The organism is Streptomyces sp. JH34 (assembly GCF_029428875.1).
Taxonomy (GTDB): Bacteria; Actinomycetota; Actinomycetes; order Streptomycetales; family Streptomycetaceae; genus Streptomyces.
Genome location: NZ_JAJSOO010000001.1, coordinates 6,173,564 through 6,196,528 on the forward strand (window position 1 = coordinate 6,173,564; position 22,965 = coordinate 6,196,528).

The 22,965-nt window shown below is 71.0% G+C and carries 18 protein-coding genes and 2 tRNA genes; 14 read left to right on the forward strand and 6 right to left on the reverse strand.

The genetic code is table 11. From position 1 onward, the window contains the following. Window positions 1–93 precede the first annotated feature (93 nt). Entirely contained in the window at window positions 94–507 is a 414-nt protein-coding gene (locus tag LWJ43_RS27815) for an SsgA family sporulation/cell division regulator (RefSeq protein WP_003959770.1), read from the reverse strand. 190 nt (window positions 508–697) lie between these two features. On the opposite strand from LWJ43_RS27815, the gene LWJ43_RS27820 reads away from it, so the two are divergent. The 7 genes from LWJ43_RS27820 to LWJ43_RS27850 all read left to right on the forward strand — a co-directional run bounded on the left by LWJ43_RS27820 (window position 698) and on the right by LWJ43_RS27850 (window position 8,071). Continuing rightward, entirely contained in the window at window positions 698–1,153 is a 456-nt protein-coding gene (locus LWJ43_RS27820) for a TIGR02611 family protein (protein WP_277334927.1), read from the forward strand. 54 nt (window positions 1,154–1,207) lie between these two features. Further along, window positions 1,208–1,279: transfer RNA gene (locus tag LWJ43_RS27825), tRNA-Val, on the forward strand. A 210-nt stretch (window positions 1,280–1,489) separates the two neighbouring features. Then, window positions 1,490–2,776, forward strand: a complete 1,287-nt coding sequence (locus LWJ43_RS27830; protein WP_277334928.1) for an ABC transporter substrate-binding protein — start codon at window positions 1,490–1,492, stop codon at window positions 2,774–2,776. 11 nt (window positions 2,777–2,787) lie between these two features. Next, a complete protein-coding gene (locus LWJ43_RS27835; RefSeq protein WP_277334929.1) occupies window positions 2,788–3,780 on the forward strand; it encodes a carbohydrate ABC transporter permease in 993 nt (330 codons plus the stop codon). Then, window positions 3,777–4,637: a carbohydrate ABC transporter permease gene (locus LWJ43_RS27840; RefSeq protein ID WP_277334930.1), complete on the forward strand. Its 861-nt coding sequence runs from the start codon at window positions 3,777–3,779 to the stop codon at window positions 4,635–4,637. The genes LWJ43_RS27835 and LWJ43_RS27840 overlap by 4 nt, the downstream gene beginning before the upstream one ends. A gap of 48 nt (window positions 4,638–4,685) precedes the next feature. Next, entirely contained in the window at window positions 4,686–5,234 is a 549-nt protein-coding gene (locus tag LWJ43_RS27845) for a hypothetical protein (RefSeq protein WP_277336013.1), read from the forward strand. 89 nt (window positions 5,235–5,323) lie between these two features. Beyond that, on the forward strand, window positions 5,324–8,071 hold the full coding sequence (locus LWJ43_RS27850; RefSeq protein WP_277334931.1) for an exo-rhamnogalacturonan lyase family protein: 2,748 nt from the start codon (window positions 5,324–5,326) through the stop codon (window positions 8,069–8,071). 11 nt (window positions 8,072–8,082) lie between these two features. Here LWJ43_RS27850 and LWJ43_RS27855 read toward each other — a convergent pair whose 3' ends face one another. Continuing rightward, window positions 8,083–10,491, reverse strand: coding sequence for an SCO7613 C-terminal domain-containing membrane protein (locus tag LWJ43_RS27855; RefSeq protein ID WP_277334932.1), 2,409 nt, complete (start codon window positions 10,489–10,491; stop codon window positions 8,083–8,085). 115 nt (window positions 10,492–10,606) lie between these two features. Between LWJ43_RS27855 and LWJ43_RS27860 the strand changes: the two genes are divergently transcribed. Then, window positions 10,607–10,678 (forward strand) — tRNA-Val (locus LWJ43_RS27860). 60 nt (window positions 10,679–10,738) lie between these two features. On the opposite strand, the gene LWJ43_RS27865 is transcribed toward LWJ43_RS27860, so the two are convergent. Next, complete coding sequence (locus LWJ43_RS27865) at window positions 10,739–11,464, reverse strand: 3'-5' exonuclease (protein WP_277334933.1); 726 nt, start codon at window positions 11,462–11,464, stop codon at window positions 10,739–10,741. 195 nt (window positions 11,465–11,659) lie between these two features. Between LWJ43_RS27865 and LWJ43_RS27870 the strand changes: the two genes are divergently transcribed. The 3 genes from LWJ43_RS27870 to thrS all read left to right on the forward strand — a co-directional run bounded on the left by LWJ43_RS27870 (window position 11,660) and on the right by thrS (window position 15,572). Further along, entirely contained in the window at window positions 11,660–12,259 is a 600-nt protein-coding gene (locus tag LWJ43_RS27870) for a DUF4365 domain-containing protein (RefSeq protein WP_277334934.1), read from the forward strand. Then, window positions 12,259–13,497 (forward strand): hypothetical protein, encoded by a 1,239-nt coding sequence (locus tag LWJ43_RS27875; RefSeq protein WP_277334935.1) that lies wholly within the window; start codon window positions 12,259–12,261, stop codon window positions 13,495–13,497. Before LWJ43_RS27870 ends, LWJ43_RS27875 begins: the two co-directional genes overlap by 1 nt. Window positions 13,498–13,595: 98 nt before the next feature. Then, window positions 13,596–15,572 (forward strand): threonine--tRNA ligase, encoded by a 1,977-nt coding sequence (gene thrS, locus LWJ43_RS27880; protein WP_277334936.1) that lies wholly within the window; start codon window positions 13,596–13,598, stop codon window positions 15,570–15,572. Between the two features lie 36 nt (window positions 15,573–15,608). Here the strand turns inward: thrS and LWJ43_RS27885 are convergent, their stop codons facing one another. Further along, window positions 15,609–16,286 (reverse strand): potassium channel family protein, encoded by a 678-nt coding sequence (locus LWJ43_RS27885; protein ID WP_277334937.1) that lies wholly within the window; start codon window positions 16,284–16,286, stop codon window positions 15,609–15,611. Window positions 16,287–16,352: 66 nt separating this feature from the next. On the opposite strand from LWJ43_RS27885, the gene LWJ43_RS27890 reads away from it, so the two are divergent. From LWJ43_RS27890 to LWJ43_RS27900, 3 genes are all read left to right on the forward strand, one after another. Continuing rightward, complete coding sequence (locus LWJ43_RS27890; protein WP_277334938.1) at window positions 16,353–16,925, forward strand: HIT family protein; 573 nt, start codon at window positions 16,353–16,355, stop codon at window positions 16,923–16,925. A 203-nt stretch (window positions 16,926–17,128) separates the two neighbouring features. Next, window positions 17,129–17,587 (forward strand): MarR family winged helix-turn-helix transcriptional regulator, encoded by a 459-nt coding sequence (locus LWJ43_RS27895; protein WP_277334939.1) that lies wholly within the window; start codon window positions 17,129–17,131, stop codon window positions 17,585–17,587. A 167-nt stretch (window positions 17,588–17,754) separates the two neighbouring features. Further along, on the forward strand, window positions 17,755–18,741 hold the full coding sequence (locus LWJ43_RS27900; RefSeq protein WP_277334940.1) for an aldo/keto reductase: 987 nt from the start codon (window positions 17,755–17,757) through the stop codon (window positions 18,739–18,741). Window positions 18,742–18,891: 150 nt separating this feature from the next. On the opposite strand, the gene LWJ43_RS27905 is transcribed toward LWJ43_RS27900, so the two are convergent. Together LWJ43_RS27905 and LWJ43_RS27910 are read right to left on the reverse strand one after the other, a co-directional pair. Then, window positions 18,892–20,562 (reverse strand): hypothetical protein, encoded by a 1,671-nt coding sequence (locus tag LWJ43_RS27905; RefSeq protein WP_277334941.1) that lies wholly within the window; start codon window positions 20,560–20,562, stop codon window positions 18,892–18,894. A 157-nt stretch (window positions 20,563–20,719) separates the two neighbouring features. Further along, window positions 20,720–22,945 carry an elongation factor G-like protein EF-G2 gene (locus LWJ43_RS27910; RefSeq protein ID WP_277334942.1) on the reverse strand — a complete coding sequence of 742 codons (2,226 nt, stop codon included), beginning with the start codon at window positions 22,943–22,945 and terminating at the stop codon, window positions 20,720–20,722. Between the last annotated feature and the right edge of the window lie 20 nt (window positions 22,946–22,965).

Sequence of the window (22,965 nt, forward strand, 5' to 3'; positions counted from 1 at the left end):
TCCGCGGCGACGGCGCCGGTGTCTGCCCTATGGGGTTGTCCGCGTGACGCCGTCTCCCCGAGTCGGACGGCGTCCCGCAGCTCTCGGCCTGGCTCAGCTCTCGGCCAGGATGTGTGAGAGCTCCGTATCGAGGTCGAAGTGACGATGCTCGGTGCCGGGCGGTACCGCGGCGTCGGTCCTCTTCAGGAACGACTCCAGGGCCCTTGCCGGGGCTTCCAGCAGGGCTTCGCCCTCCGGGGAGCTCAGTGCGATGCAGACGACGCCTTGGCCGTGACTTCGAGATGGCCAGACGCGGACGTCTCCGGTGCCGGTGGGCCGGTGCAGCCCCTCGGCAAGGAGGTCACGGGCGAAAACCCATTCGACCGTCTCCTCCGCTCCGGTGTGGAAGGTGGCGTGCACGGCATAGGGATCGGCCGTGTCATACCGCAGGCCCGCGGGTACAGGCAGTGAGGACTCGCTCGACACAACGAGGCGCAGGTGCAGCTCGCAGCTGACCGTGGTGTTCATAAGCGCCAGGGCCTTTCGCTCAGTGTGCGCTCGGGGATTCGCACGTCGGCGAAATCGACATGCCACCTACGGTGGCGTTGTAAACCCCTCTGACCTATTTGTGATGCTTCAGGTCCCTCGTCCAGCGGTGTGTAACTTTGGGTCATGCGTCCATTCCGGTGACGATCGCCGTTCCGGTAGGTTGGGCTTCATGAACGCGGAGAGTGACGAGCGGAAAGAGGCCGCCGCGACGGTGGCCCCTGGGTCCGCTGCGGGGGACGAGAAGGCGGCGGAGCGTGAGCTGGGCTCGCGGGCGCCCGGGTTCATCAAGGGATCGAGGGTTCTCCACCTGAGCTGGCAGGTGGGGATCTTCGTCGTCGGCCTCGCCGTCGTCGGGGCGGGCATCGTGATGCTCCCGCTGCCCGGCCCGGGGTGGCTCGTGATCTTCGGCGGCATGGCGATCTGGGCGACCGAGTTCGTCTGGGCGCAGCTCGTCCTGCGCTGGACCCGGCGCAAGGTCACCGAGGCGGCGCAGCGTGCCCTCGACCCGAAGGTCAGGCGGCGCAACATCATCCTCACCGCGGTGGGGCTCGTGATCATCGCGGTGCTCGTCGGGATCTACGTCTGGAAGTTCGGCATCGTGATGCCCTGGAAGATCGACCAGTGACCCGCAGATGGTCCGGCGGCACCCCTGACATGGGGTAATGTTTGCGGTGCGCCGGGGCGATTAGCTCAGTGGGAGAGCGCTTCGTTCACACCGAAGAGGTCACTGGTTCGAACCCAGTATCGCCCACCCCGGTCCGAGGGCCCGGAAGCTTCCGAGAAGCTTCCGGGCCCTCGGCGTTTTCCGTGGTGCGCCCCGTCCGTGACCTCCGCCGACTGTTCGGCCCGTCGTCACGCCATCGAAATTTCGTCCTAACCGTTGACGCGCCCCCTGCTGCTCCTTACTTTTGCCCAGCAAGCGCTTTCTAAAACGATTCAATGCGAACGGTGGGGGCGAGCTATGTCTCGAAACAACGGCATGGACAGGCGACAGCTGCTGAAGCTGGCCGGCCTCTCGGCGGCCGGTCTCGGGCTGACCGCAGCCGGTTGCGGCTCGGGCAGCGGCGGCTCCGGTGGTCCGGTCACCATCCGGCACTCGTGGTGGGGTGCGGACGACCGCGCCAAGAAGGTCCAGCAGTGCGTCGGCCTCTTCGAGAAGAAGCACCCGAAGATCAAGGTGAAGACGGACTTCCAGCAGTACCCGGACTTCTGGAAGAAGTTCAACACGCAGGCGGCCGGCGGCAACCCTCCGGACGTCATCCAGAACGCCGTGACCTTCCTGCGCAAGTACGAGGCGAAGAACGTCCTCCTCGACCTCAGCCCCCAGGTGGAGAAGGGCAACCTCGACCTCGGCGGCTTCCGCGCCGGGCTGGAGAAGTTCGCCGAGATCGACGGCAAGCTGCTCGGCGTGCCGGTCGGCAGCAACTCGATGGCCCTGGTCATCGACGAGAAGGTGTACGAGAAGGCGGGAATCACCCCCGAGATCGGCTGGACCTGGGACGACTGGCTGGCCGGCATGCAGAAGATCAGGAGCGGGCAGAAGATCGCCGGTGACGCCGGACCGCACGGCGTGATGTACCTGTACGACCTGATCCTGCGCCAGAACGGCAAGGCCTTCTTCACCGAGGACGGCATGGGCTTCGGAGAGGCCGAACTGCTGCCGTACTGGACCGAGGCCCTCGAGCGGGTCAAGGCGGGGCTCTACGCCGACCCCAACAAGGTCGAGCAGATCAAGCCCGCCTCGGCGACCGCCAAGGGCCTCTCCGCCGGCGAGTTCACCTGGGACAACTTCTCCGTCCGCTACAGCGCGGAGGGCAAGAGCAGCTACGGCCTCGCGCCCATCCCGAGCACCGACGGCAAGAAGACCGGTCAGTACCTCGGGTCGCTGATGCTGAGCGGCACGGCGCGCACCAAGCACCCCGCCGAGGTGGCCACCTTCATCAGCTTCATGACCCACGACCCCGAGGTCGCCCGGATCATGGGATACGACCGCGGCGTGCCCGCCACCACCGCGCAGTTCGAGGCGTTCCAGCCCACCGACGCCCCCAGCAAGGCCATCGCCGCGTACGAGACTTCCATCGCCGACGCCGGCGTCCTCGAGCCCATCACCCCGCACCCGGCGGGCGCCGACGTCATCGAGGCGGCCTTCCTCCGCATCGGCGCCGACCTGGCGCTGGGCAAGACCTCGCCGAAGGACTCCGTGAAGCAGTTCTTCTCCGAGGCGAAGACCGCCCTCGCCGCGAACTGAGAGGGACTGCGGTGACTCACATCCAGATCTCCCCGGGCGCCGTCGTCTCCGGGGACGACCGCTCCGTCACCGAGCGGAGCGGCCCGGAGGGCGGCGCCCCGCCGGACGGCGGCAAGCCGCCCGGCCGCCGCGAGAACCTGGCCGGCTATCTGTTCATGTCGCCCTGGATCGCGGGCTTCCTGTTCCTGATCGCCGGGCCCATGGTGTTCTCGCTGTACCTGTCGTTCACCGAGTACAACCTCTTCGAGGCGCCTCGCTGGATCGGCCTCCAGAACTTCACCGACATGTTCGCCGACCCCCGCTGGCGCCAGTCGGTGAAGGTCACCTCCTGGTACGTGCTGATCGGCACCCCGGTCAAGCTGGCCGCCGCACTCGCCGTCGCCATGCTGCTGGCGCAGAAGCGGTGGGGCCAGTCCTTCTACCGGGCGGCGTTCTACGCCCCGTCCCTGATCGGGGCGAGCGTCTCGGCGGCCATCGTCTGGCGCGCGCTGTTCTCGGACGACGCGATCGTCGACCGCACGCAGAAGGTGTTCGGCTTCGAGGTCGGCGGCTGGATCGGCGACCCCTCGATGATCATCTACGCGCTGATCGCCCTCACCGTCTGGCAGTTCGGCGCGCCGATGGTCATCTTCCTGGCCGGCCTCAAGCAGGTGCCCCGGGAGCTGTACGAGGCGGCCGAGGTGGACGGGGCCGGCCCCTGGCGCAGGTTCTTCCACATCACCCTGCCGATGATCTCCCCGGTGCTGTTCTTCAACGTCCTGCTGGAGACCATCCACTCGTTCCAGATCTTCGGCTCGGCCTACATCGTCAGCAACGGCAGCTGCGGACCGGCCGACGCGACACTCGTCTACACCTGTTACCTGTACGAACAAGGCTTCGTGAACAGCCGCATGGGATTCGCCTCGGCCATGGGATGGCTGCTGCTGGTCGCCGTGGGCCTAGTCACCGCCGTGCTGTTCTGGTCCCAGAAGCGCTGGGTGCACTACGAGGAGGGCGGCCGATGAGTCTCCTTACAGCAGCCGTACGGCGCCGGGGACCCGGCGCGCTCGCCTGGCACCTCGGTGCGCTCGTCATCCTCGCCGTGGTCCTCTACCCGGTGGTGTGGACGATCGGCGCCTCGTTCAAGCCCAGCGCGGACATCATCGGCGCCCTGAACCTGTTCCCGGCCGACCCGATCGGTGACAACTACACCCGGCTCACCGAGGGCATCGCCGACATCCCCATCTCGACGTTCTTCCTGAACTCGGCCTACATAGCCGTCGGTTCCGTCGTGGGTGTCGTGCTGTCCTGCTCACTGACCGCCTACGCCTTCGCCAAGGTGCGCTTCGCCGGCCGCAACATCATGTTCGCCATCATGATCGGCACCCTCCTGCTGCCGTACCACGTACTGATCATCCCGCAGTACGTCCTGTTCCAGAAGCTGGAGCTGATCAACACCTTCACCCCGCTGCTGATCGGCAAGTACCTGGCCACCGACGCCTTCTTCGTCTTCTTGATGGTGCAGTTCATGCGCGGCCTGCCCAAGGAGCTCGACGAGGCCGCACGGCTGGACGGCTGCGGGCACCTGAGGACCTACTGGTCCATCGTCATGCCGCTCTGCCGGCCGGCGCTGGTCACCAGTGCGATCTTCACGTTCATCAACGCCTGGAACGACTTCATGGGCCCCCTGCTGTACCTCAACGAGCCGGACAAGTACACGGTCTCCATGGGGCTCAAGATGTTCATCGACCAGGACGCGGTGGCGGACTACGGCGGCATGATCGCCATGTCGCTGGTGGCCCTCCTCCCGGTGCTGGCCTTCTTCGTGGCCTTCCAGCGCTACCTGATCGACGGCATGGCCACCTCGGGCCTGAAGGGCTGACGCACCGTGGCGACGAAGACCCGCACCCCGGAACGGCGTTCGCGCTTCATGGACCGCTTCGCCCTGTTCTCCGAATGCCTGCTCACCGGCGTCTGGATCGCCGTCGCCGCCCTGCCCGTGGTCACCTTCCCCGCGGCCTTCGCCGCGGGGACCCGGCACCTGCGCCGCCACCTCGCCGGTGAGCACGGCGGCCTGCGCGAGTTCGCCGTGGACGCCCGGGCCGCGGCACGCGGCGGATGGGTCGTCGGCGCGTCCGTCCTGGCCGCAGCGGCCCTGCTCGGGCTCGATCTGGCGGCCGTGCGGGGCGGGCTGCCCGGCGGGCCGTTCGTGGGTGCCGTCGGCATCCTGGCCATGATCGGGTACCTCGTCGCCGTGGTCCGCGCGGCCTCGTGCTGGGAGCCCGGCGCCCTCTGGCGCACCCTCCTCGCCGAGGCCGGCCGGAACACGGTCCGCGACCCGGCCGGCTCCCTCCTGCTCGTCTGCGGAATGGCCGTCGTCGTGCTCTCCGGCTCGCTGGTGCTGCCGCTCGCCGTCCCCGTCGTCGGGGCCGTCGCCGCCGCGGCCACCGCGGTGCGGGCACGCGGTCTCTCCCACTGACCGCGCCGATCGCCCGGTCCCATCGGTTCCGGTACGTCCCGTCCCTGTTCGACTCCTGTCCCGAATCCCGCACGGAGAGAGGCACAACCATGTCCAGGATGCCCCGCAGAACACTCCTGAAGGCCGCGGCAGCGGCCGGCGCAGCCGCACAGATCGGCTGGACCCTCGGCGCAGCTCCCGCGTCGGCGGCGACCCGGGGCGCGGAGCACACCGACGAACCCGTCGCCCTGACCTGGCTGGAGTCCGGCGGGCTCGGCGCGGCCCCCGGCTCCACGCTCGGCGTGCCCTGGCCCAAGGGGCGGTATGCCAAGGACCAGACGTTCGCGCTGTCCACGGAGGACGGCAAGGACGTCCCCGTCCAGACCTGGCCCATCGGCTACTGGCCGGACGGCTCGCTCAAGTGGACCGCGCACGCCGTGGGTCCCGAGGTCACCGCCAAGAAGTTCTCCCTCACCGCAGGCGCCCCGGCGGCCCCGTCGAAGAAGGTCACGGCGGTCCGCAAGGGCGGCACCATCACCGTCTCCACGGGGGTGATCACAGCGAGGCTCGGGACGAACGGTTCCGCCCTCGTCAAGACCGTCACGCGCGGCTCCACCGAGATAGCCCGCGACGGCCGGCTCGTCCTCGTGCGCCAGGGGGAGATCGAGGACGGCGACCAGGGCAGCGAGAAGTACGAACGCTTCGAGAGCGTCGTCGAGGAGGCCGTGGTCGAACAGGACGGACCGGTCCGGGCCGTGGTCCGCATCGACGGCAGGCACCGCAAGGGTTCACGGTCCTGGATGCCGTTCTCCGTACGCCTCTACTTCTACGCCGGTGCCGATTCCTTCCGGATGGTGCACACCATCACGTACGACGGCACCCTCGAGCCCGGCAAGGCGAGCGGCGACTTCGTGCGCGGCCTCGGCGTCCGCTTCACCGTGCCCATGCGTGACGCGGCCTACGACCGCCACATCCGCATCGGCGGTGACGGCACCGGACTCCTGCGGGAAGCCGTCAAGGGCATCACCGGGCTGCGCCGCGACCCCGGGGCGGCCGTGCGCGAGGCGCAGTTCGCCGGTCAGAAGCTCCCCGACCCCGCCACCTGGGACCAGCGGGTCACCACCCGGCTCCAGTACATCCCCGAATGGGGCGACTACACCCTCTCCCAGCTGTCCGCCGACGGCTTCGGCCTGCGCAAGCGCACGAAGAAGGGGCACGGCTGGATCGGTGCCGGCGGCGGACGGAGGGCATCGGGCTTCGGGTACGTCGGAGGCCCCAGCGGGGGGTTCTCCTTCGGGCTCCGCGACTTCTGGGAGAAGCACCCCGCCCAGCTCGACATCCGTGACGCGCACACCGACGAGGCGGAGGTCACCCTCTGGCTCTGGTCGCCCGAGGCCCAGCCCATGGACCTGCGCTTCTACCACGACGGCATGGGACAGGAGACCTACCCGGAGCAGCTCGAAGGCCTCAACATCACGTACGAGGACTACGAACCGGGCTTCGGCACCCCGTACGGCATCGCGCGGACCAGCGAACTCCTGTTCTGGGCGAACGAATCCACCCCGGCGCCCGAGACGCTCGCCCGGCAGGTCGACGCCGTACGCACACCGCCCCAGCTCGCCGCCCCGCCGAAGCAGCTCGTCAAGGCGAAGGTCTTCGGGGGCCTGTTCGCCGAACCCGACCGCTCCACCGCCGCGAAGTCGAAGATCGAGGACCACCTGGACTTCCTCTTCACGTACTACAAGGACCAGGTGGAAATGCGCCGTTGGTACGGCTTCTGGGACTACGGCGACATCATGCACACCTACGACCCGACCCGTCACCAGTGGTGCTACGACGTCGGCGGCTACGCCTGGGACAACTCCGAACTCTCGCCCGACCTCTGGCTCTGGTACGCCTACATGCGCTCCGGCCGCGCCGACATCTACCGCTTCGCGGAGGCCATGACGCGGCACACCGGTGAGGTCGACGTCTACCACCTGGGTCAATGGGCCGGACTCGGCACCCGTCACGGGGTCCAGCACTACGCCGACAGCGCCAAGCAGCAGCGCATCGCCAACACCACCTACCGGCGCATGTTCTACTTCCTCACCGCCGACGAGCGCGTCGGTGACCTCATGCACGCCAACGTCGACTCCGACGAGACCTTCCTCGCCCTCGACCCGATCCGCAAGATCCGCACCGAGCCCTACACCCCGGACCGCCACGCGCTGTCCATCGGCTTCGGCACGGACTGGAGCGGCCTCGTCTCCGCCTGGCTCACCGAGTGGGAACGGCGTGGGCCCAAGTGGGAGAAGGCCAGGGCCCGCGTCCTGTCCACCATGGAGACCATCGCCGCCCAGCCCAACGGCTTCGTGCAGGGCGTCGGCCTCTACGACCTGGACACCGGGAAGTTCGCGATCGCCGAGAAGCCTGCGGTCGGCGTCTCGCACCTGTCGGCCATGTTCGGCCTGGTCGAACTCAACGCCGAGCTCATCGACATGATCGACATGCCGGCGTTCGAGGCGGCCTGGATCGACTACTGCCGCTACTTCAACGCCACCAAGGCCGAGCAGGCCGCCCGCTACGGCAGCAACTTCGGCACCCTCCTGCTGTTCCAGGGCCACTCGCGCCAGGACGCCTACGCCGCCGTACGGACCGGTGACGTCACCCTGGCCACCCGGGCGTGGAAGCAGTTCTACAGCAGCGCCGACACCTGGGACTACAAGGAGGGCACCGACTGGAGCACCAAGAGGGTCGAAGGGCCCACCGGGCCCGTACCGGGCAGTGAGGCGGCCTGGGTCAGCACCAACACCACCGCCCTGTACGGCCTGGCGGCCATCCAGAACCTCGCACTCGTCGGCGACAAGATGCCGTAGAGAGCCCGGTCCTAACGCATCCGGCCGAAGCTCTCCCGCACCCGGCGCGCGTCGCGCAGCCGCTGCTCGTACGTCGCACCGACGGCGAGCAGCAGCAGCCCGGCGAGCGCCGGGGGCGCCCAGCGCGGGAGCGCGTCGAAGACCTGCACCACGTGGGGGGCCAGCTCGTGCAGGCCGTCCAGTGCCAGGACCGAACCGCCGAGGACCAGGGGCGCCCGGAGCCGGAGCCGGGCACCGGCCAGCGTGACGGCCAGCGCCGCGATCCCCAGCAGGAGAGGGCGCAGCCAGTGCGGATCGCCCCAGGCCACCACGAGGCTCGGCACCATCGTGACGGTCAGGGCCGGACCGTAGGCCGCCCACGAGGACGTGGCGGGGTCCCTGCGCCGTCGCACGTGCCCCACCGCGAACGCGGCCACCGACACGGGCAGCGTGTACGCCTCGGGGTCCGTCACGCCCGAAGCCGCCAGCCGCACCCACGCCGCCGCCACGAACAGCGCGGCCGCCGGGCCCCCCGCCACGCGCCGGCGCTCCGGACGCAGTGCCGTGGCCGCGGCCAGCACCCCGCACAACCCCAGCACCAGCGCCAGGAACGGCGCGTCCGTCACCGCGAGGCCCACCGCGACCACCGCGGCGAACGCCCCCGCCAGTTCCAGCGGAACCGCGACCACGGGCCCCTCCAGCCGTGCCCCGAGCAGCACCGTCGCCGCCGTCACCACCAGCACCAGCGGGGCCGTGTGCGGGGCGCTCCACCCCAGCGACGCCCCCGCCGCGCACGCCACGGCCACCCCGCACAGCACCGACGCACAGGCGAGTACCGAACGCACCGCGGGAACCCGGGCGGTGGCCGCCGCGGCGGCGAAGAGCAGCGTCGACGTCACGGACACGGCATGCGTCGCCGGCTCGGCTGCCAGCCCCAGCAGTCCCACACCCAGGGCCCCGACCATTGCGCACGCCAGGAAGGTCACCGCCAGGGCGTCGGCCGCGCGGCGCACGGAGAAGGCCGTCATCACCGCCACCAGCAGCAGCTCCACGCCCACGGCGACCGCGTACGGCGCGTCCGACACCGCGAGCGACGCCGGCACCGCGCCCCAGCCCAGGACCGCCGCGGCGGCTGTCGCGACGCTCCGGCCCTTCTCCGGGAAGGACCGCGGCCACCAAAGGTGAAGCGCCGCCGCCAGCCCCGCCGCCACCAGCAGCACCACCGGGGCGGAGGCCGAATTCGGCCACGGCACCGCCGGCACCGCGTCCCGGAAGCCTTCCGGTGCCCCGGACCACACGCCCGCAGGCACGGACGCCGGCCCCAGCAGCGCCGCGGCGGCCACGGGAGCCGCCCACAGCACCGCGCCCGCCACGACCGAGGCCGACGCGCTGAGGACCCCCCACACCACCGGCCGCGGGGCCCTGAACCGCAGCACGGACAACAGGGCCGCACCGCACAGCAGATACACGACGACCGACCGGTCCCACGACAGGGCCGCCCCCGGCACACCGCCCACCGCGGCAACCGCCGCGAGGCCGCCCACGACGCCGCCGAGAACAGCCAGTTCCCTCGGCGCGCGCCAGGCGCCGGTCAGCGCCACCGCAGCTCCGGTCAGCAGCAGGAGGCCCGGCCCCACGGCCTCCGGTACGCCGCCGGCCGACACGGAAAGCCCCAGACCCAGGGCCAGTGCCCCCAGCCCCGTCAGTACCGCCGCCGCGCAGGCCGTGACGCGTACCGCGAGCCCCCGGCCGCGGTACGCCACCGCGACGTCCGCCGCCGCCGTCACCAGGAGCGCCCAGCCGAAACCGGCAGCGGACGACTCCGCCGCCCAGGCGGTGAGCACCAGCGGGAGCTGACCCGCCACCACGGCCGCGGGCAAGGGCGTCCGCAGCCGGCCGAGCAGCAGTCCGTACAGGGTCCACACCGCCACCAGCACCGCCGACGCGACCGCCGAGAAGGCGAGCCCGTCGGTCCCCGGCGCCGCGACGGCGTGCAGCGCGACCGCGTCCAGCACCGTCAGCACCAAGGCCAGGACGGCCACCGCCTCCGCCGTCGAGGGCAGCCCCCGGCCCAGCAGCAGCGCGGGCGCCACCAGCGCGCCCGCCGTCACCACCGCCAGCACCGCCGAACGGCCGGCGATGCCCATCTCGCCCCAGCTGAACAGCGTGAAGGCGATCGCCGCGACCGCCAGCAGCAGACCGCCGAGCACCAGCAGCACGTTCTGCGTGCCGCGCGCGGGTGCGTGCACGGACGCCGGTGCGGCCTGTGCGTGGTGCCGGGGGAACGGTGCCTGAGGAGGCGGCGGCGCGGCAGCCGGTGCGCGCAGGACGCTCAGGAGCCAGGCGCGACGGCTCAGCAACTGGAGCCGGCGGGCGTCCAGCCGGGCCAGTTCATGATCGAGGAGGGCCAATTCCTCTGCGGGCGGGGGCACATGTCTCATGTACCGGAGTGTGGCGGCGGCCACACCCGCCTGCATGCGCTCGCATACTCAGTTCCGCCACTGAGTAGGAGTTTGAACCCAGGGCTCCGAGCCCTGTATGGTTCAACCCGTTCCCGGGCGATTAGCTCAGTGGGAGAGCGCTTCGTTCACACCGAAGAGGTCACTGGTTCGAACCCAGTATCGCCCACCCGGGAAAAGCCGGTCCGTCAGTGTCATCGACGGACCGGCTTTCGCGTACCCAACCGGATCAGGCGGCCGCGGGCAGCCCAGGGCGCAACGGCCACGCCGGATCCACCGCCTCCGGCTCGCCGTTCTTCTCGAACCACGCCTGCAGTCCGCGGGCCTGCGCCGCGTGCCACACCGCCTGCAGCGCGTGCACCTCCGCCGGGGACAGCCGCTCCAGCCGCGCCGAGAACCGCCGTCCCACCGCACGCACCAGTTCGAGGGAGGCCGCGGCGTCGGCCGCCGCGTCGTGCGCGCCGTCCAGGGGGACCCCGTACAGCTCGCACAGGTCCGTCAGGGTCCGGCGGCCCTTGCGGTAGCGGTCCAGGTGCTTGTCCAGCACCCGGGGATCGAGCACGCAGAGCGGCTTCCTCCCCAGGTAGCCGGCCAGCGACGAGGCCCGGTGACGCCTCAGTTCCCGGTCCAGCAGTGTCAGGTCGAACGGCGCGTTCATCACGACCAGCGGCCGTCCCGTGGCGCTCTGCTCGGCCAGCGACCGGGCTATCTCCTCGACGACCGGTGCGGGCCACCGGCCGTTGCGCTGCAGATGGTCGTCGGTCAGGCCGTGGATCTCGGTGGCGCCGGGTGGCACCGGGATCCCCGGGTTGACCAGCCAGCGGGTGACGCGGAGCCGTCCGCCCGCCGCATCCTGGACGACGAGGGCGGCCGACACGATCCGGTCCTCCTCGACGTCCACGCCTGTCGTCTCGGTGTCAAAAGCCGCCAGCGGCCCCTCGAACCAATGCGTCATCCCCGAACTCCTCGCGCCTGCACGGAAGATGGCGGGATTACTCCGCCCGGTTCGGGTGATACCCGCACCCTATGCCTGATACGCCGTTTACGGCCGGGCTCCTGCGGTGACAACACAAATGACGGGCAAGGAAGTTGACCAGCCCGCCAGCGGAGACCGGGCAACCGGTCGGCACAGCCCGGAAGGCACGGAGCCATGGCGCTCGCGCAGCCGAACCCAGGGAGTCCCGCCCGCACCGAGGACCACGGGGGAAAGCCGCCGCAGCAGCGGAACACGCCACCGATGCGCGGCACACTCGCCACCACCGCCTGCATGGAGACCCTCCAGGTGGGTTACCTCCACGCCGTCGCCGCCGCGGCGGGCTGCTCGCTCTCGCAGCCCTTCCCCGACAACGGCATCGACTGGCACGTGAGCCACGGCGCCCCCGCCCACACCGTCGACGACGAGGTGACCGTCAAGGTGCAGCTCAAGTGCACCTACCAGATCGCCCCGCACCCACCCGGCACCACGTTCTCCTTCACCCTCGACAACGCCCATCTCGTGAAGCTCGCGAGAACCCCGGTGTCGGTGCACAAGATCCTGGTCGTGATGCTCGTGCCCCGCAGCCAGGACGACTGGCTGCGGGCCGGACACGACAGGCTGGACCTGCGGCACTGCTGTTACTGGACGAATCTGGCCGGCCACCCGGTGACGGGGCGGCACCGGACCACCGTGCGGATCCCGACCTCGCGGATCTTCGACGACCGCGCACTCTGCGAGATCATGGCCCGGGTCGGGGCGGGAGGGAGACCCTGATGCACCGGTCGACGGACGACCCCACCGGAAGGACCGTCCCGGCGGGCAGCCGCGCACACCCCTGCGCGGACGGTCCGGACCCCGGTCCGGCCCCCGATCCCGCCCGGGTCGACCCCGCCGTTCTCCGAACCCTGCTGCGCCGCCACGGCTGGCAGCGGCGCGGAGGCGCGCGGGGGCGCTACAGCCGTTGGGTCCCGCCGGGCTCCGCCACCGGGACCAGTCTGCTCGTGCCGGACACCGCGGCCTTCCCCGACAGCGAGGACCTGCTCGCCGAGGCCCTCACCGCGCTCACACGCAGCTCGGCCCCCTCCGCGCGTGACGTCCTGGTCGCCCTCACCGTGCCCAGCGACGAGGTCCGCTGGTGGCGCGACGTCCCGGAAGAGGCCCCGGGAGCCGCCGACTGGACCGGCACGGACCAGTTGCGCGCCGCGGCCCGCCAGATCCTGCTCGCCGGCTCCCTCGCCGTCCGCGGACGGGCCGGCTACCACGGCGCCCGACACCGGAGGAAGGCCCGGAGCGCCCTGGACGGCACTCTGGTCGCGCCCACCGCCGACGGCCGCGGGCTCACCGCCTTCGTCCCCGTCACCACGGGACGCGCCGTCGCCGTACAGCTCTACGCGGCGCTGCACGCGGCCAGGGAAGCCGTCGACTACCAGCGCGCCACGGGAGGGACGGACGCGTTCGACACCGCCGTCGCCGCCGGTGTGAGCAGGGAACTGACCGAGGCGGTGATCGCCCTCGTCCGGGGAGCGGAGGGCGTCAGGATCACCCAGGCCTGGGCGCCCGCAGCCGGGGCCCCGGAGGGCTGCCCGGCCGGCCCCGAGCCCGTCGAGTTCTCCCCGGGCGACCTGCCCGCCCTCCGGCTGGCGGGAGCGCGCTACCTGCGGGACGAACCGGCCGTCCCCGTGCGCATCACGGGGGCCGTCGTACGGCTGCGCCGATCCGGGCCCCGCGGCCCGGGCGTCGTACGGCTGCGGGTGCTGTCCGGGGCGGAGGTCGCGCACGTACGGATCGAGCTCGACGAGGAGGCCTACCGGATCGCGGGCCACGCCCACCTGGTGGGGCTGCCGCTGCGGGTGGAGGGCAGGCTGGAGAACCGCGGCGGTTTCCGGCGGCTGGGCGGTGCCTCGCAGGTGACACCGGTCCAGGTGGACGAGGCGGAACGGGACCGCCTGATGAAGTCGCTCCAGGAGAACGTCGACTACTTCGAGGAGGCCTGTACGGGGGAGGAGGGGTAGCCGCGGTATCCCTTTCGCGTCGAGGCCCCCCGGCTCGGTACGATTCCTCTTGCGCGCGCAAGAGGAAAGCGACGCACCCCCTCAGTCAGGAGAGACCGGTGTCAGACGTCCGTGTGATCATCCAACGCGATTCCGAGCGGGAAGAGCACGTGGTGACGACGGGCACGACGGCCGCCGAGCTCTTCCCCGGGCAGCGCACCGTCGTCGCCGCGCGGGTCGAGGGCGAGCTGCGCGACCTGGCGTACGAGCTCAAGGACGGCGAGGTCGTCGAACCCGTCGAGATCTCCTCCGAGGACGGCCTGAACATCCTGCGGCACTCCACCGCGCACGTCATGGCGCAGGCCGTGCAGGAGCTGCACCCCGAGGCCAAGCTGGGCATCGGCCCGCCGGTCAAGGACGGCTTCTACTACGACTTCGACGTCGAGAAGCCGTTCACGCCCGAGGACCTCAAGGCCATCGAGAAGAAGATGCAGGAGATCCAGAAGCGGGGACAGCGGTTCTCCCGCCGGGTCGTCACCGACGAGGCCGCGCGCGAGGAGCTCGCCGACGAGCCGTACAAGCTGGAGCTCATCGGGATCAAGGGCTCCGCGTCCTCCGACGACGGCGCGGACGTCGAGGTGGGCGGCGGCGAGCTGACCATCTACGACAACCTGGACGCCAAGACCGGTGACCTGTGCTGGAAGGACCTCTGCCGGGGCCCGCACCTGCCCACCACCCGGTTCATCCCCGCGTTCAAGCTGATGCGGAACGCCGCGGCGTACTGGCGGGGCAGCGAGAAGAACCCGATGCTCCAGCGCATCTACGGCACCGCGTGGCCGACCAAGGACGAGCTGAAGGCGCACCTGGAGTTCCTCGAGGAGGCCGCCAAGCGCGACCACCGCAAGCTCGGCAACGAGCTGGACCTCTTCTCCTTCCCCGACGAGATCGGCCCCGGCCTCGCCGTCTTCCACCCCAAGGGCGGCGTCATCCGCCGGGCCATGGAGGACTACTCGCGGCGCCGCCACGAGGAGGAGGGCTACGAGTTCGTCTACAGCCCCCACGCGACCAAGGGCAAGCTGTTCGAGAAGTCCGGCCACCTGGACTGGTACGCCGACGGCATGTACCCCCCCATGCAGCTCGACGACGGGGTGGACTACTACCTCAAGCCGATGAACTGCCCGATGCACAACCTGATCTTCGACGCGCGCGGTCGCTCCTACCGTGAGCTCCCGCTCCGCCTCTTCGAGTTCGGCACGGTGTACCGCTACGAGAAGTCGGGCGTCGTCCACGGCCTGACCCGCTCGCGCGGCTTCACCCAGGACGACGCGCACATCTACTGCACCAAGGAGCAGATGGCCGAGGAGCTCGACAGGACGCTGACCTTCGTCCTGAACCTCCTGCGCGACTACGGCCTGACCGACTTCTACCTGGAGCTCTCCACCAAGGACCCGGAGAAGTTCGTCGGCTCCGACGAGATCTGGGAGGAGGCCACCGAGACGCTGCGCCAGGTCGCCGAGAAGCAGGGCCTCCCGCTCGTCCCCGACCCGGGCGGCGCCGCGTTCTACGGCCCGAAGATCTCCGTGCAGTGCAAGGACGCCATCGGCCGCACCTGGCAGATGTCGACCGTGCAGCTCGACTTCAACCTGCCGGAGCGCTTTGACCTGGAGTACACCGGCCCGGACGGCACGAAGCAGCGTCCGGTCATGATCCACCGCGCGCTGTTCGGTTCCATCGAGCGCTTCTTCGCGGTGCTGCTCGAGCACTACGCGGGCGCCTTCCCCGTGTGGCTCGCCCCGGTGCAGGCGGTCGGCATCCCGATCGGCGACACCCACATCCCGTACCTCCAGGAGTTCGCCGCCGAGGCGCGGAAGAAGGGGCTGCGGGTCGAGGTGGACGCCTCCTCGGACCGGATGCAGAAGAAGATCCGCAACCACCAGAGGGCCAAGGTCCCCTTCATGATCATCGTCGGCGACGACGACATGAACGCCGGCACGGTCTCCTTCCGTCACCGCGACGGTTCGCAGGAGAACGGCATCGCCCGTGACGAGGCGATCGCCAAGCTCGTCGACGTGGTGGAGCGCCGCGTACAGGTGTGATGCCCGCGCCATGAGGCCGGTGAGGCCCCCGGGGAGCTACCCGCTCCCCGGGGGCCCCTTCTCGTCCTGCCGGGAGAACAACTGCACCAGCCATGACGAGAACGATCCCGTCACCGCCCCCAGCAGCGCCAGCCCACACGCCATCAGCCCCGCCGCGATCACCCGGCCCAGCGCCGTCACCGGAACCGCGTCGCCGTATCCCACGGTCGTCAGCGTCGCGCAGGCCCACCAGACGGAGTCGCCGAACGTACGGATCGTGGAGTCCGGGGCGCCGCGCTCCTGCTGGTACACGGCCAGCGAGGCGGTGTAGCCGAGCAGGAGCGCGGATGTGCCCGCGTAGGCCATCACCCGGGCATGCAGGCTGAGCCGGGGCTCCTTCCGGCGCAGCTGGAGACGGGTGTAGAGCTGGACCACCCGCAGCGGGCGCAGCGGCGGCAGGAGGAGGGTGAGGGTGTCCAGCCAGTGGGTGCGGGCGAAGCGCCGCCCTTGGCCGCTGAGGTGGAGCCGGGCGCCGTAGTCCACGGCGAACAGGAGCCAGGGGACGGCCACCAGGAGGAGGGCGACGTCGTGCCAGGGCCGGGTCGAGCGAGGCATCAGGACGTGGATCGTGTAGCCGGCGAGATAGACGACGGACGCGACGAGGAGCGGCATCTCCGTGCGGCGCTCCCACTCCGCGAGCCGGGGCGGGACGGGGGCGGTGGGGCGGTCGCTCATGGCGCCAGCATCGCCGTGGGCCGACCGGGTCGCCCCCGGCGACACGCGCGGCGGGAGCGAAGCAATATGCTGGCCGCCATGACGAGTGAGCCGGAGCAGCAGATCGGAGTGGGGACGCCCGACGCGTTCCAGCGCCTGTGGACGCCCCACCGGATGGCCTACATCCAGGGTGAGAGCAAGCCGAGCGGCCCGGGAGCCGGCGACGGCTGTCCGTTCTGCGAGATTCCGTCGAAGTCCGACGAGGACGGGCTCGTCGTCGCGCGCGGCGAGAAGGTCTACGCGGTGCTCAACCTGTACCCGTACAACGGCGGGCACCTGATGGTGGTGCCCTTCCGGCACGTCGCCGACTACACCGGGCTGGACGGCCCCGAGACCGCGGAGCTGGCCGACTTCACCAAGCGGGCGATGGTCGCGTTGCGGGCCGCCTCGGGTGCGCACGGCTTCAACATCGGGATGAACCAGGGCGCGGAGGCAGGCGCCGGCATCGCCGCCCACCTCCACCAGCACGTGGTGCCCCGCTGGGGCGGTGACACCAACTTCATGCCGGTCGTCGGGCACACCAAGGTGCTTCCGCAACTGCTCGGGGACACCCGGTCGATGCTGGCCGGTGTCTGGCCGGCCGAGCTGCCGGCCGGCTGACGTCCCCGGGGCGGCGTTCCGCGCGGCCCCGGCGGGCCCGGGCTCGGAGGGCCCGGTTTGGCGGTGCGGGCGGGACCGGCGGCGCCGGCGAACCGGGGCCCGGCCACCCGCGTACGGGCCGCGTACCATGACCCGGGGCGTGCGGTCCGTCGTGTCGTGAGCCCGCCCGTATGCCGCCCGCAACCCGCGAAGGTCGCCCCCGCATGGCCGCCCAGCCCGCCGTGTCCCTCGAGGACTTCAGCACCCTGTTCGCACTGGCCGGGCGTTCCACGCGCCTGCGGTCCGAACGCCTGCTCAACGACTTCGGGCTCCACGTCGGCCAGCAGTTCTTCATGCGCTGTCTCTGGGAGCAGGACGGAAGCACGGTCGGAGACCTCGCCCGGCGGGTCAGGGTCGAGGCGCCCACGGCGACCCAGGCCGTCAAGCGCATGGAGGCGGCCGGGATGGTGCACCGCACCCCGGACGAGCAGGACGCCCGGCGCAGCCGTGTGTGGCTGACCCCGCTCGGCCGTGAGACCTGGCCCCAGGTCACCGCCGCGCTCGCCGAGCTGGAGCGGGACCTGCTCGCGCCGTTCTCACCGCGGGAGCGGGAGCAGTTCATGTCACTCCTGCTGCGGTTGTACGAGACGTCCCTCCCGGCGGACGGAAGCGCCACCGGCTGAGCGGTCCGAGGCCGCTCACGGCAAGACCCCACGGAGTCGCACTGTCGCCTGACGGGTTATTAGTTAGTCGGCTATATTTCTCCTGGGTCCGAGCTCGCGACCCTCGCGGCGCATTCGGTGCCGGTCCCCTCCGCACCGCCCGCAGGGGCGGGCTATGGAAGGCATTCATGGAGAACAGGAAGCTCGGCACCACAGGCCTCGGCGTATCGGCTCTCGGCCTCGGCTGCATGGGCATGGCCGGCGCGTACGGCACGGCGGACACGGACGAGGCCGTCGCCACGGTCCGCCGGGCCCTCGACCTCGGGGTCGATCTGATCGACACCGCAGACTTCTACGGGCCGGGCACCGCCGAGAAGATCGTCGCCCGCGCCGTCGGAGGACGCCGGGACGAGGCGGTGATCGCCACGAAGTTCGGCATGCGGCGTCCGGCAGCCGGTCCGCCCTACGTGGACGGCAGTCCCGCTTACGTCCGTGAGGCCTGCGAGGCGTCCCTCCGGCGCATGGGCCTGGACCACATCGACCTCTACCACCTCGCCCGGATCGACCCGAAGGTCGACGTCGAGGAGACCGTCGGAGCCCTCGCCGAGCTCGTCGCCGAGGGCAAGGTCCGGCACATCGGGCTGTGCGAGGTCTCCGCGCGCACCCTGCGGCGGGCGAACGCGGTCCACCCGATCGCCGTCCTGCAGACCGAGTACTCGCTGTGGGAACGGCACGTCGAGGAGGAGATCCTGCCCACCTGCCGCGAACTCGGCACGGGCTTCGTGGCGTACAGCCCGCTCGGCCGCGGGTTCCTCACCGGGGCGTTCGACAGCGCCGAGGACCTGGACGAGGGCGACCAGCGCCGCAGCCACCCACGCTTCTCGAGCGAGAACTTCGACCACAACCGGAGCCTGTTGCGCGCGGTCGAGGAAATAGCCCGGGAGAAGGGCGTCGGCCTCACCCAGCTGGCACTGGCCTGGGTGCTGGCCCAGGGCGGCGACATCGTGCCGATCCCCGGCACCCGGCGCGTCTCCCACCTGGAACAGAACGTCTCGGCGGCCGGTGTCCGGCTGACCGACGACGAGGTCGCCCGGCTCTCCGGCCTCTTCCCGGCCGGCGCCACCGCCGGACCGCGCTACCCCGCACACTTCATGCGCACGATCGACCGGAGCTGACGCCTGCCGCGGCCGCGGCAGCGGGGGCTCCCGGTGCCTCCGCTGCCGTGGCCGGACGGTGTCCTCCGGCGCCGTTCCACGCCGCCCGCGCGAGCCGGGGGTCTCCATGTCCCGCACCGGGCCGAAGGCCGCTGTCGCGAGCCCGTGCCCTCACGCGTCGTAGACGTCGGCCTTCTTCGGGGCGGGGTCCTGGACCAGGCCACTGAGGACCATGGAACGGTTGTCGAAGCGCTCGGTGTCCACACCGTGCTCCTTGAGGACCCGCATCGTCGCGGAGTGGACGACACGCAGGACCGGGGTGGCGGTCCGCATGGCGTCGTCGGCCATGAAGCGGTGGCCCCAGGGCTTCGCCGCCCAGGCGTGGCGCAGACCGAACGGCTCGGGCAGCACGATCTTGCCGCCCAGGTAGTCGAGCAGAGGCGGGTACCAGGTGAAGGGTGCGCGCAGCGCGAGCCTGACGACCTCGCTCGCCTTGACGATCGGCAGCGAGATCTTCCGGGTCTCCCAGAACCGGACGGCCTTCTTGACCGTCTTCGTCGGCGCCTCCGGCTTGGTCAGGAAGAGACCGTGGACCGGGCCCAGGGCGTGTCCGGTGACCTCGATGCGCAGGGTCTCGTGGAGCACGGTGACGGTGATCAGCATCGTGATCACCAGCTGGCCGTCCCAGAGGGTGAACTGGACACCCAGGTAGTGGCGGTCGCCGCTGCCGAACTGCTGGTGGTTGCAGATGCGCTGTATCTCGTGGGGCTTGATCTGGAAGGTCGCGACGTCCTCACCCTCGGGCCGGGACACGGAGCCCGCGTTCTCGCCGACGGGGGACACGATCCAGTGCTTCACGGACGGCTTCGGGAACCCGCCGGTGTTCAGCGGGCCGCGCTCCAGCATCTTCAGCTGGTCGTGGATGGCCCGCACGACGTCCCAGCTGCGGAACTGGTGGATCTCCTTGGAAGCGTCCTCCGGGGTGAGCTCCTCGGCGAGCTGCCAGCTGCCCCAGCGGGTACCCATCCCGAGGATGCCCTTGGGGCCCGCGTAGAAAACGGAGTTGGACTGCTGCTCGGCGGACAGCTTCTCCAGGCCCTGGCGCAGCGCCTCGCGGGCGGTCTCGTTGGGGTTCTTGGGCACCGCCTCAGGGATCTTCGCGGTGACGCCCCCGCCCGAGAGGAGCCCCTCCCAGCGGGCGCGCAGGTCCTTGACCGAAGCTTCCGCGACCCGCTTGGCGAGCAGCCAGCCGATCAGCGGGGCGATGGCGGCGGCGCGCAGATAGAGGGCCAGGAAGCCGGTGAGCGGCATGGTGATCAGGAAGAACGCGGCGGCGCCGCCGAGCGCGACGAGCAGGACGCCGCCCAGCGCCTGGAAGAACTTGTCCTTGGACTTGTTGAGGAAGTCACGCAGCCGGAAGGCGAGGACCCAGAGGACCAGGCCGGGCAGGAAGAGAAAACCGAAGACAGCGGTGATCAGCGTGAGCTTCGAGTCGCGCGCCTTGCGCAGCCGGGTGGCGGAGAGGCAGTGCTCGACGACGGTCTGCGGGTCGGAGCCGAAGGACTGGATCAGCGCTGCGCGCCCGCCGCCGAGCATCCGCTCCTGCACGGCCCGGGAGAACGCCTCACCCAGATTCGGCTTGAAGTAGTCGGACTTGAACAGCTTGGACTCGCCCGGTTTCACCTCGGACTTGTGCCACTCGCTGTTGGCCTTGAGGATTTCCGTCACATCGCTGTCGCGGTACGCGGCGGAGGCGAGGGCGTTGGTCGCCACCGCCTGTCCACCGGAACCCTGGAGCGGGATCTGCGCTCCAGGAGAGAAGTCGAATCCGTCGTTGGCCACTGTCGCCCCCACTCACCCGCACGGTCTGCTCCTGCGGCTGTTCCCAACTACCGTACGTCGCACACCTTCTGAGCTGGGCCCACAGCCTATCGTCCGGACGCTGCGCCCGCCCGGACGACGGGGCCGGAGGCGGGCGCGGGGCGTCATTTCCAGTCAGCTAACCGCTGTTTGCTCCGTTTTCCGCCGCTTCGCGGATGCGGTCGGCGAGTTGCGGGGGCATCGGTTCGTGCCGGGCGTACGCCCGGTCGAAGCGTCCGGTGCCGTGCGTCATCGAGCGGAGGTCGACCGTGTACCTGCCGATCTCGATCTCCGGCACCTCCGCGCGTACGAGCGTCCGCTCCCCGGATTCCTGTTCGGTGCCGACGACCCGGCCCCGTCGCCCCGCGAGGTCGCTCATGACGGCCCCCACGTAGTCGTCGGGAACGAGGACGCCGACCTCCGCGACGGGTTCGAGGAGCTGGATACGGGTGTCCGCCGCGGCTTCCCGCAGCGCCAGCGCGCCCGCCGTCTGGAAGGCGGCGTCGGAGGAGTCCACCGAGTGAGCCTTCCCGTCGAGCAGGGTGACGCGCACATCGACGAGCGGGTGCCCCGCGGCGACCCCGCGGGCCGCCTGGCCGCGTACGCCCTTCTCCACGGACGCGACGAACTGCCGCGGCACCGAGCCGCCGACCACCTTGTCGACGAACTCGATGCCCGTGCCCGGCGGCAGCGGCTCCACCTCGATCTCGCAGACGGCGTACTGGCCGTGGCCACCGGACTGCTTGACGTGCCGGCCCCGCCCGGCGGTCCGGGAGGCGAAGGTCTCGCGCAGCGGCACGCGGTGGGGTTCGGCGTCGACCTGGACGCCGTACCGGCTGCGCAGGCGCTCCAGAGCCACCTCGGTGTGCGCCTCGCCCATGCACCACAGGACGACCTGACGGGTGTCCTGGTTCTGCTCCAGGCGCATCGTCGGGTCCTCGGCGACCAGGCGCGCCAGACCCTGCGAGAGCCTGTCCTCGTCGGCCTTGCCGTGGGCCCGGACCGCCAGCGGGAGCAGAGGGTCGGGCATGGTCCACGGCTCCATCAGCAGCGGGTCGCCGTCCTCCGAGAGGGTGTCCCCGGTCTCCGCCTCGCCGAGCTTGGAGACGCAGGCCAGGTCGCCCGCGACACAGCTGTCCAGGGGGCGCTGCTGTTTGCCGAAGGGCGAGGAGAGTGCGCCGACGCGGACCTCGGCCTCGTGGTCCGGGCGGGTCCGGCCGCCGGGCTCGGCGAGGCCGTGGCCGCACACGTGCACGGTGGCGTCGGGGCGCAGGGTGCCGGAGAAGACGCGGACGAGGGAGATCCGGCCGACGTAGGGGTCGGAGGAGGTCTTCACGACCTCGGCGAGCAGGGGCGCCGCCGGATCGCAGACCGGTACGGGGCGCGGGGAGCCGTCCGGAGCGGTGACGGCGGGAAGGACTCGTTCCTCGGGGGAGGGGAAGCCGCGGCTGATCAGGTCGAGGATCTCCACGGTCCCGATGCCCTGACGCGCGCCTTCGGGCGCGGGCGCGGCGGCGAGGACGGGGTGGAAGGTGCCGCGCGCGACGGCTCGCTCCAGGTCGTCGACGAGGGTCGCGACGTCGATGTCGCCGCCGGAGAGGTAGCGGTCCATCAGGGTCTCGTCCTCGCTCTCCGCGATGACCCCCTCGATGAGCCGGTCACGTGCCTCCCGCAGGGGGCCGCGCTGCTCGGCCGAGGGCGGTTCCTCCCGCCGTTCCCCCGAGGAGTAGTCGAAGATCCGCCGGGTGAGGAGCCCGGTGAGTCCGGTGAGCGGGGCGTGCCCGTCAGGGCCCTCGGGCCCCAGTACGGGCACGTGGAGGGGGAGCACGGCGTCCGGGTCGTCGTGTCCGAGGATCCGGCCGCAGATCCGGGTCAGCTCGTCGAAGGGCGTGCGCGCGGTGTCCAGGTGCGTCACGACGACGGCCCGTGGCATTCCGACGGCCGCGCACTCCTCCCAGAGCGCCCGGGTGGTGCCCGCCACCGCGTCGGCCTCCTGGGCTGCCGAGACGACGAAGAGGGCGGCGTCCGCCGCGCGCAGACCGGCCCTGAGCTCCCCGACGAAGTCCGCGTAGCCGGGGGTGTCCAGCAGATTGATCCTGCAGCCGTCCCAGTCGACGGGGACCAGCGAGAGCTGCACGGAACGCCGTCGGCGCCGTTCGATCTCGTCGTGGTCGGAGACGGTGGCGCCGTCCTCGACCCGGCCGGCCCGGTTCAGGGCCCCGGCGGTCAGTGCCAGCGCCTCGACCAGAGTGGTCTTGCCCGAGCCGCTGTGGCCGACCAGCGCGACGTTCCGTACGGAAGCGGGCCGGCCGGCCGTCACCGCCCTGCCGGCGGCCCCGGTGTGCGTGTGTGTCCTGTCGCCCATGATGGCGTGCCTCCCGATCG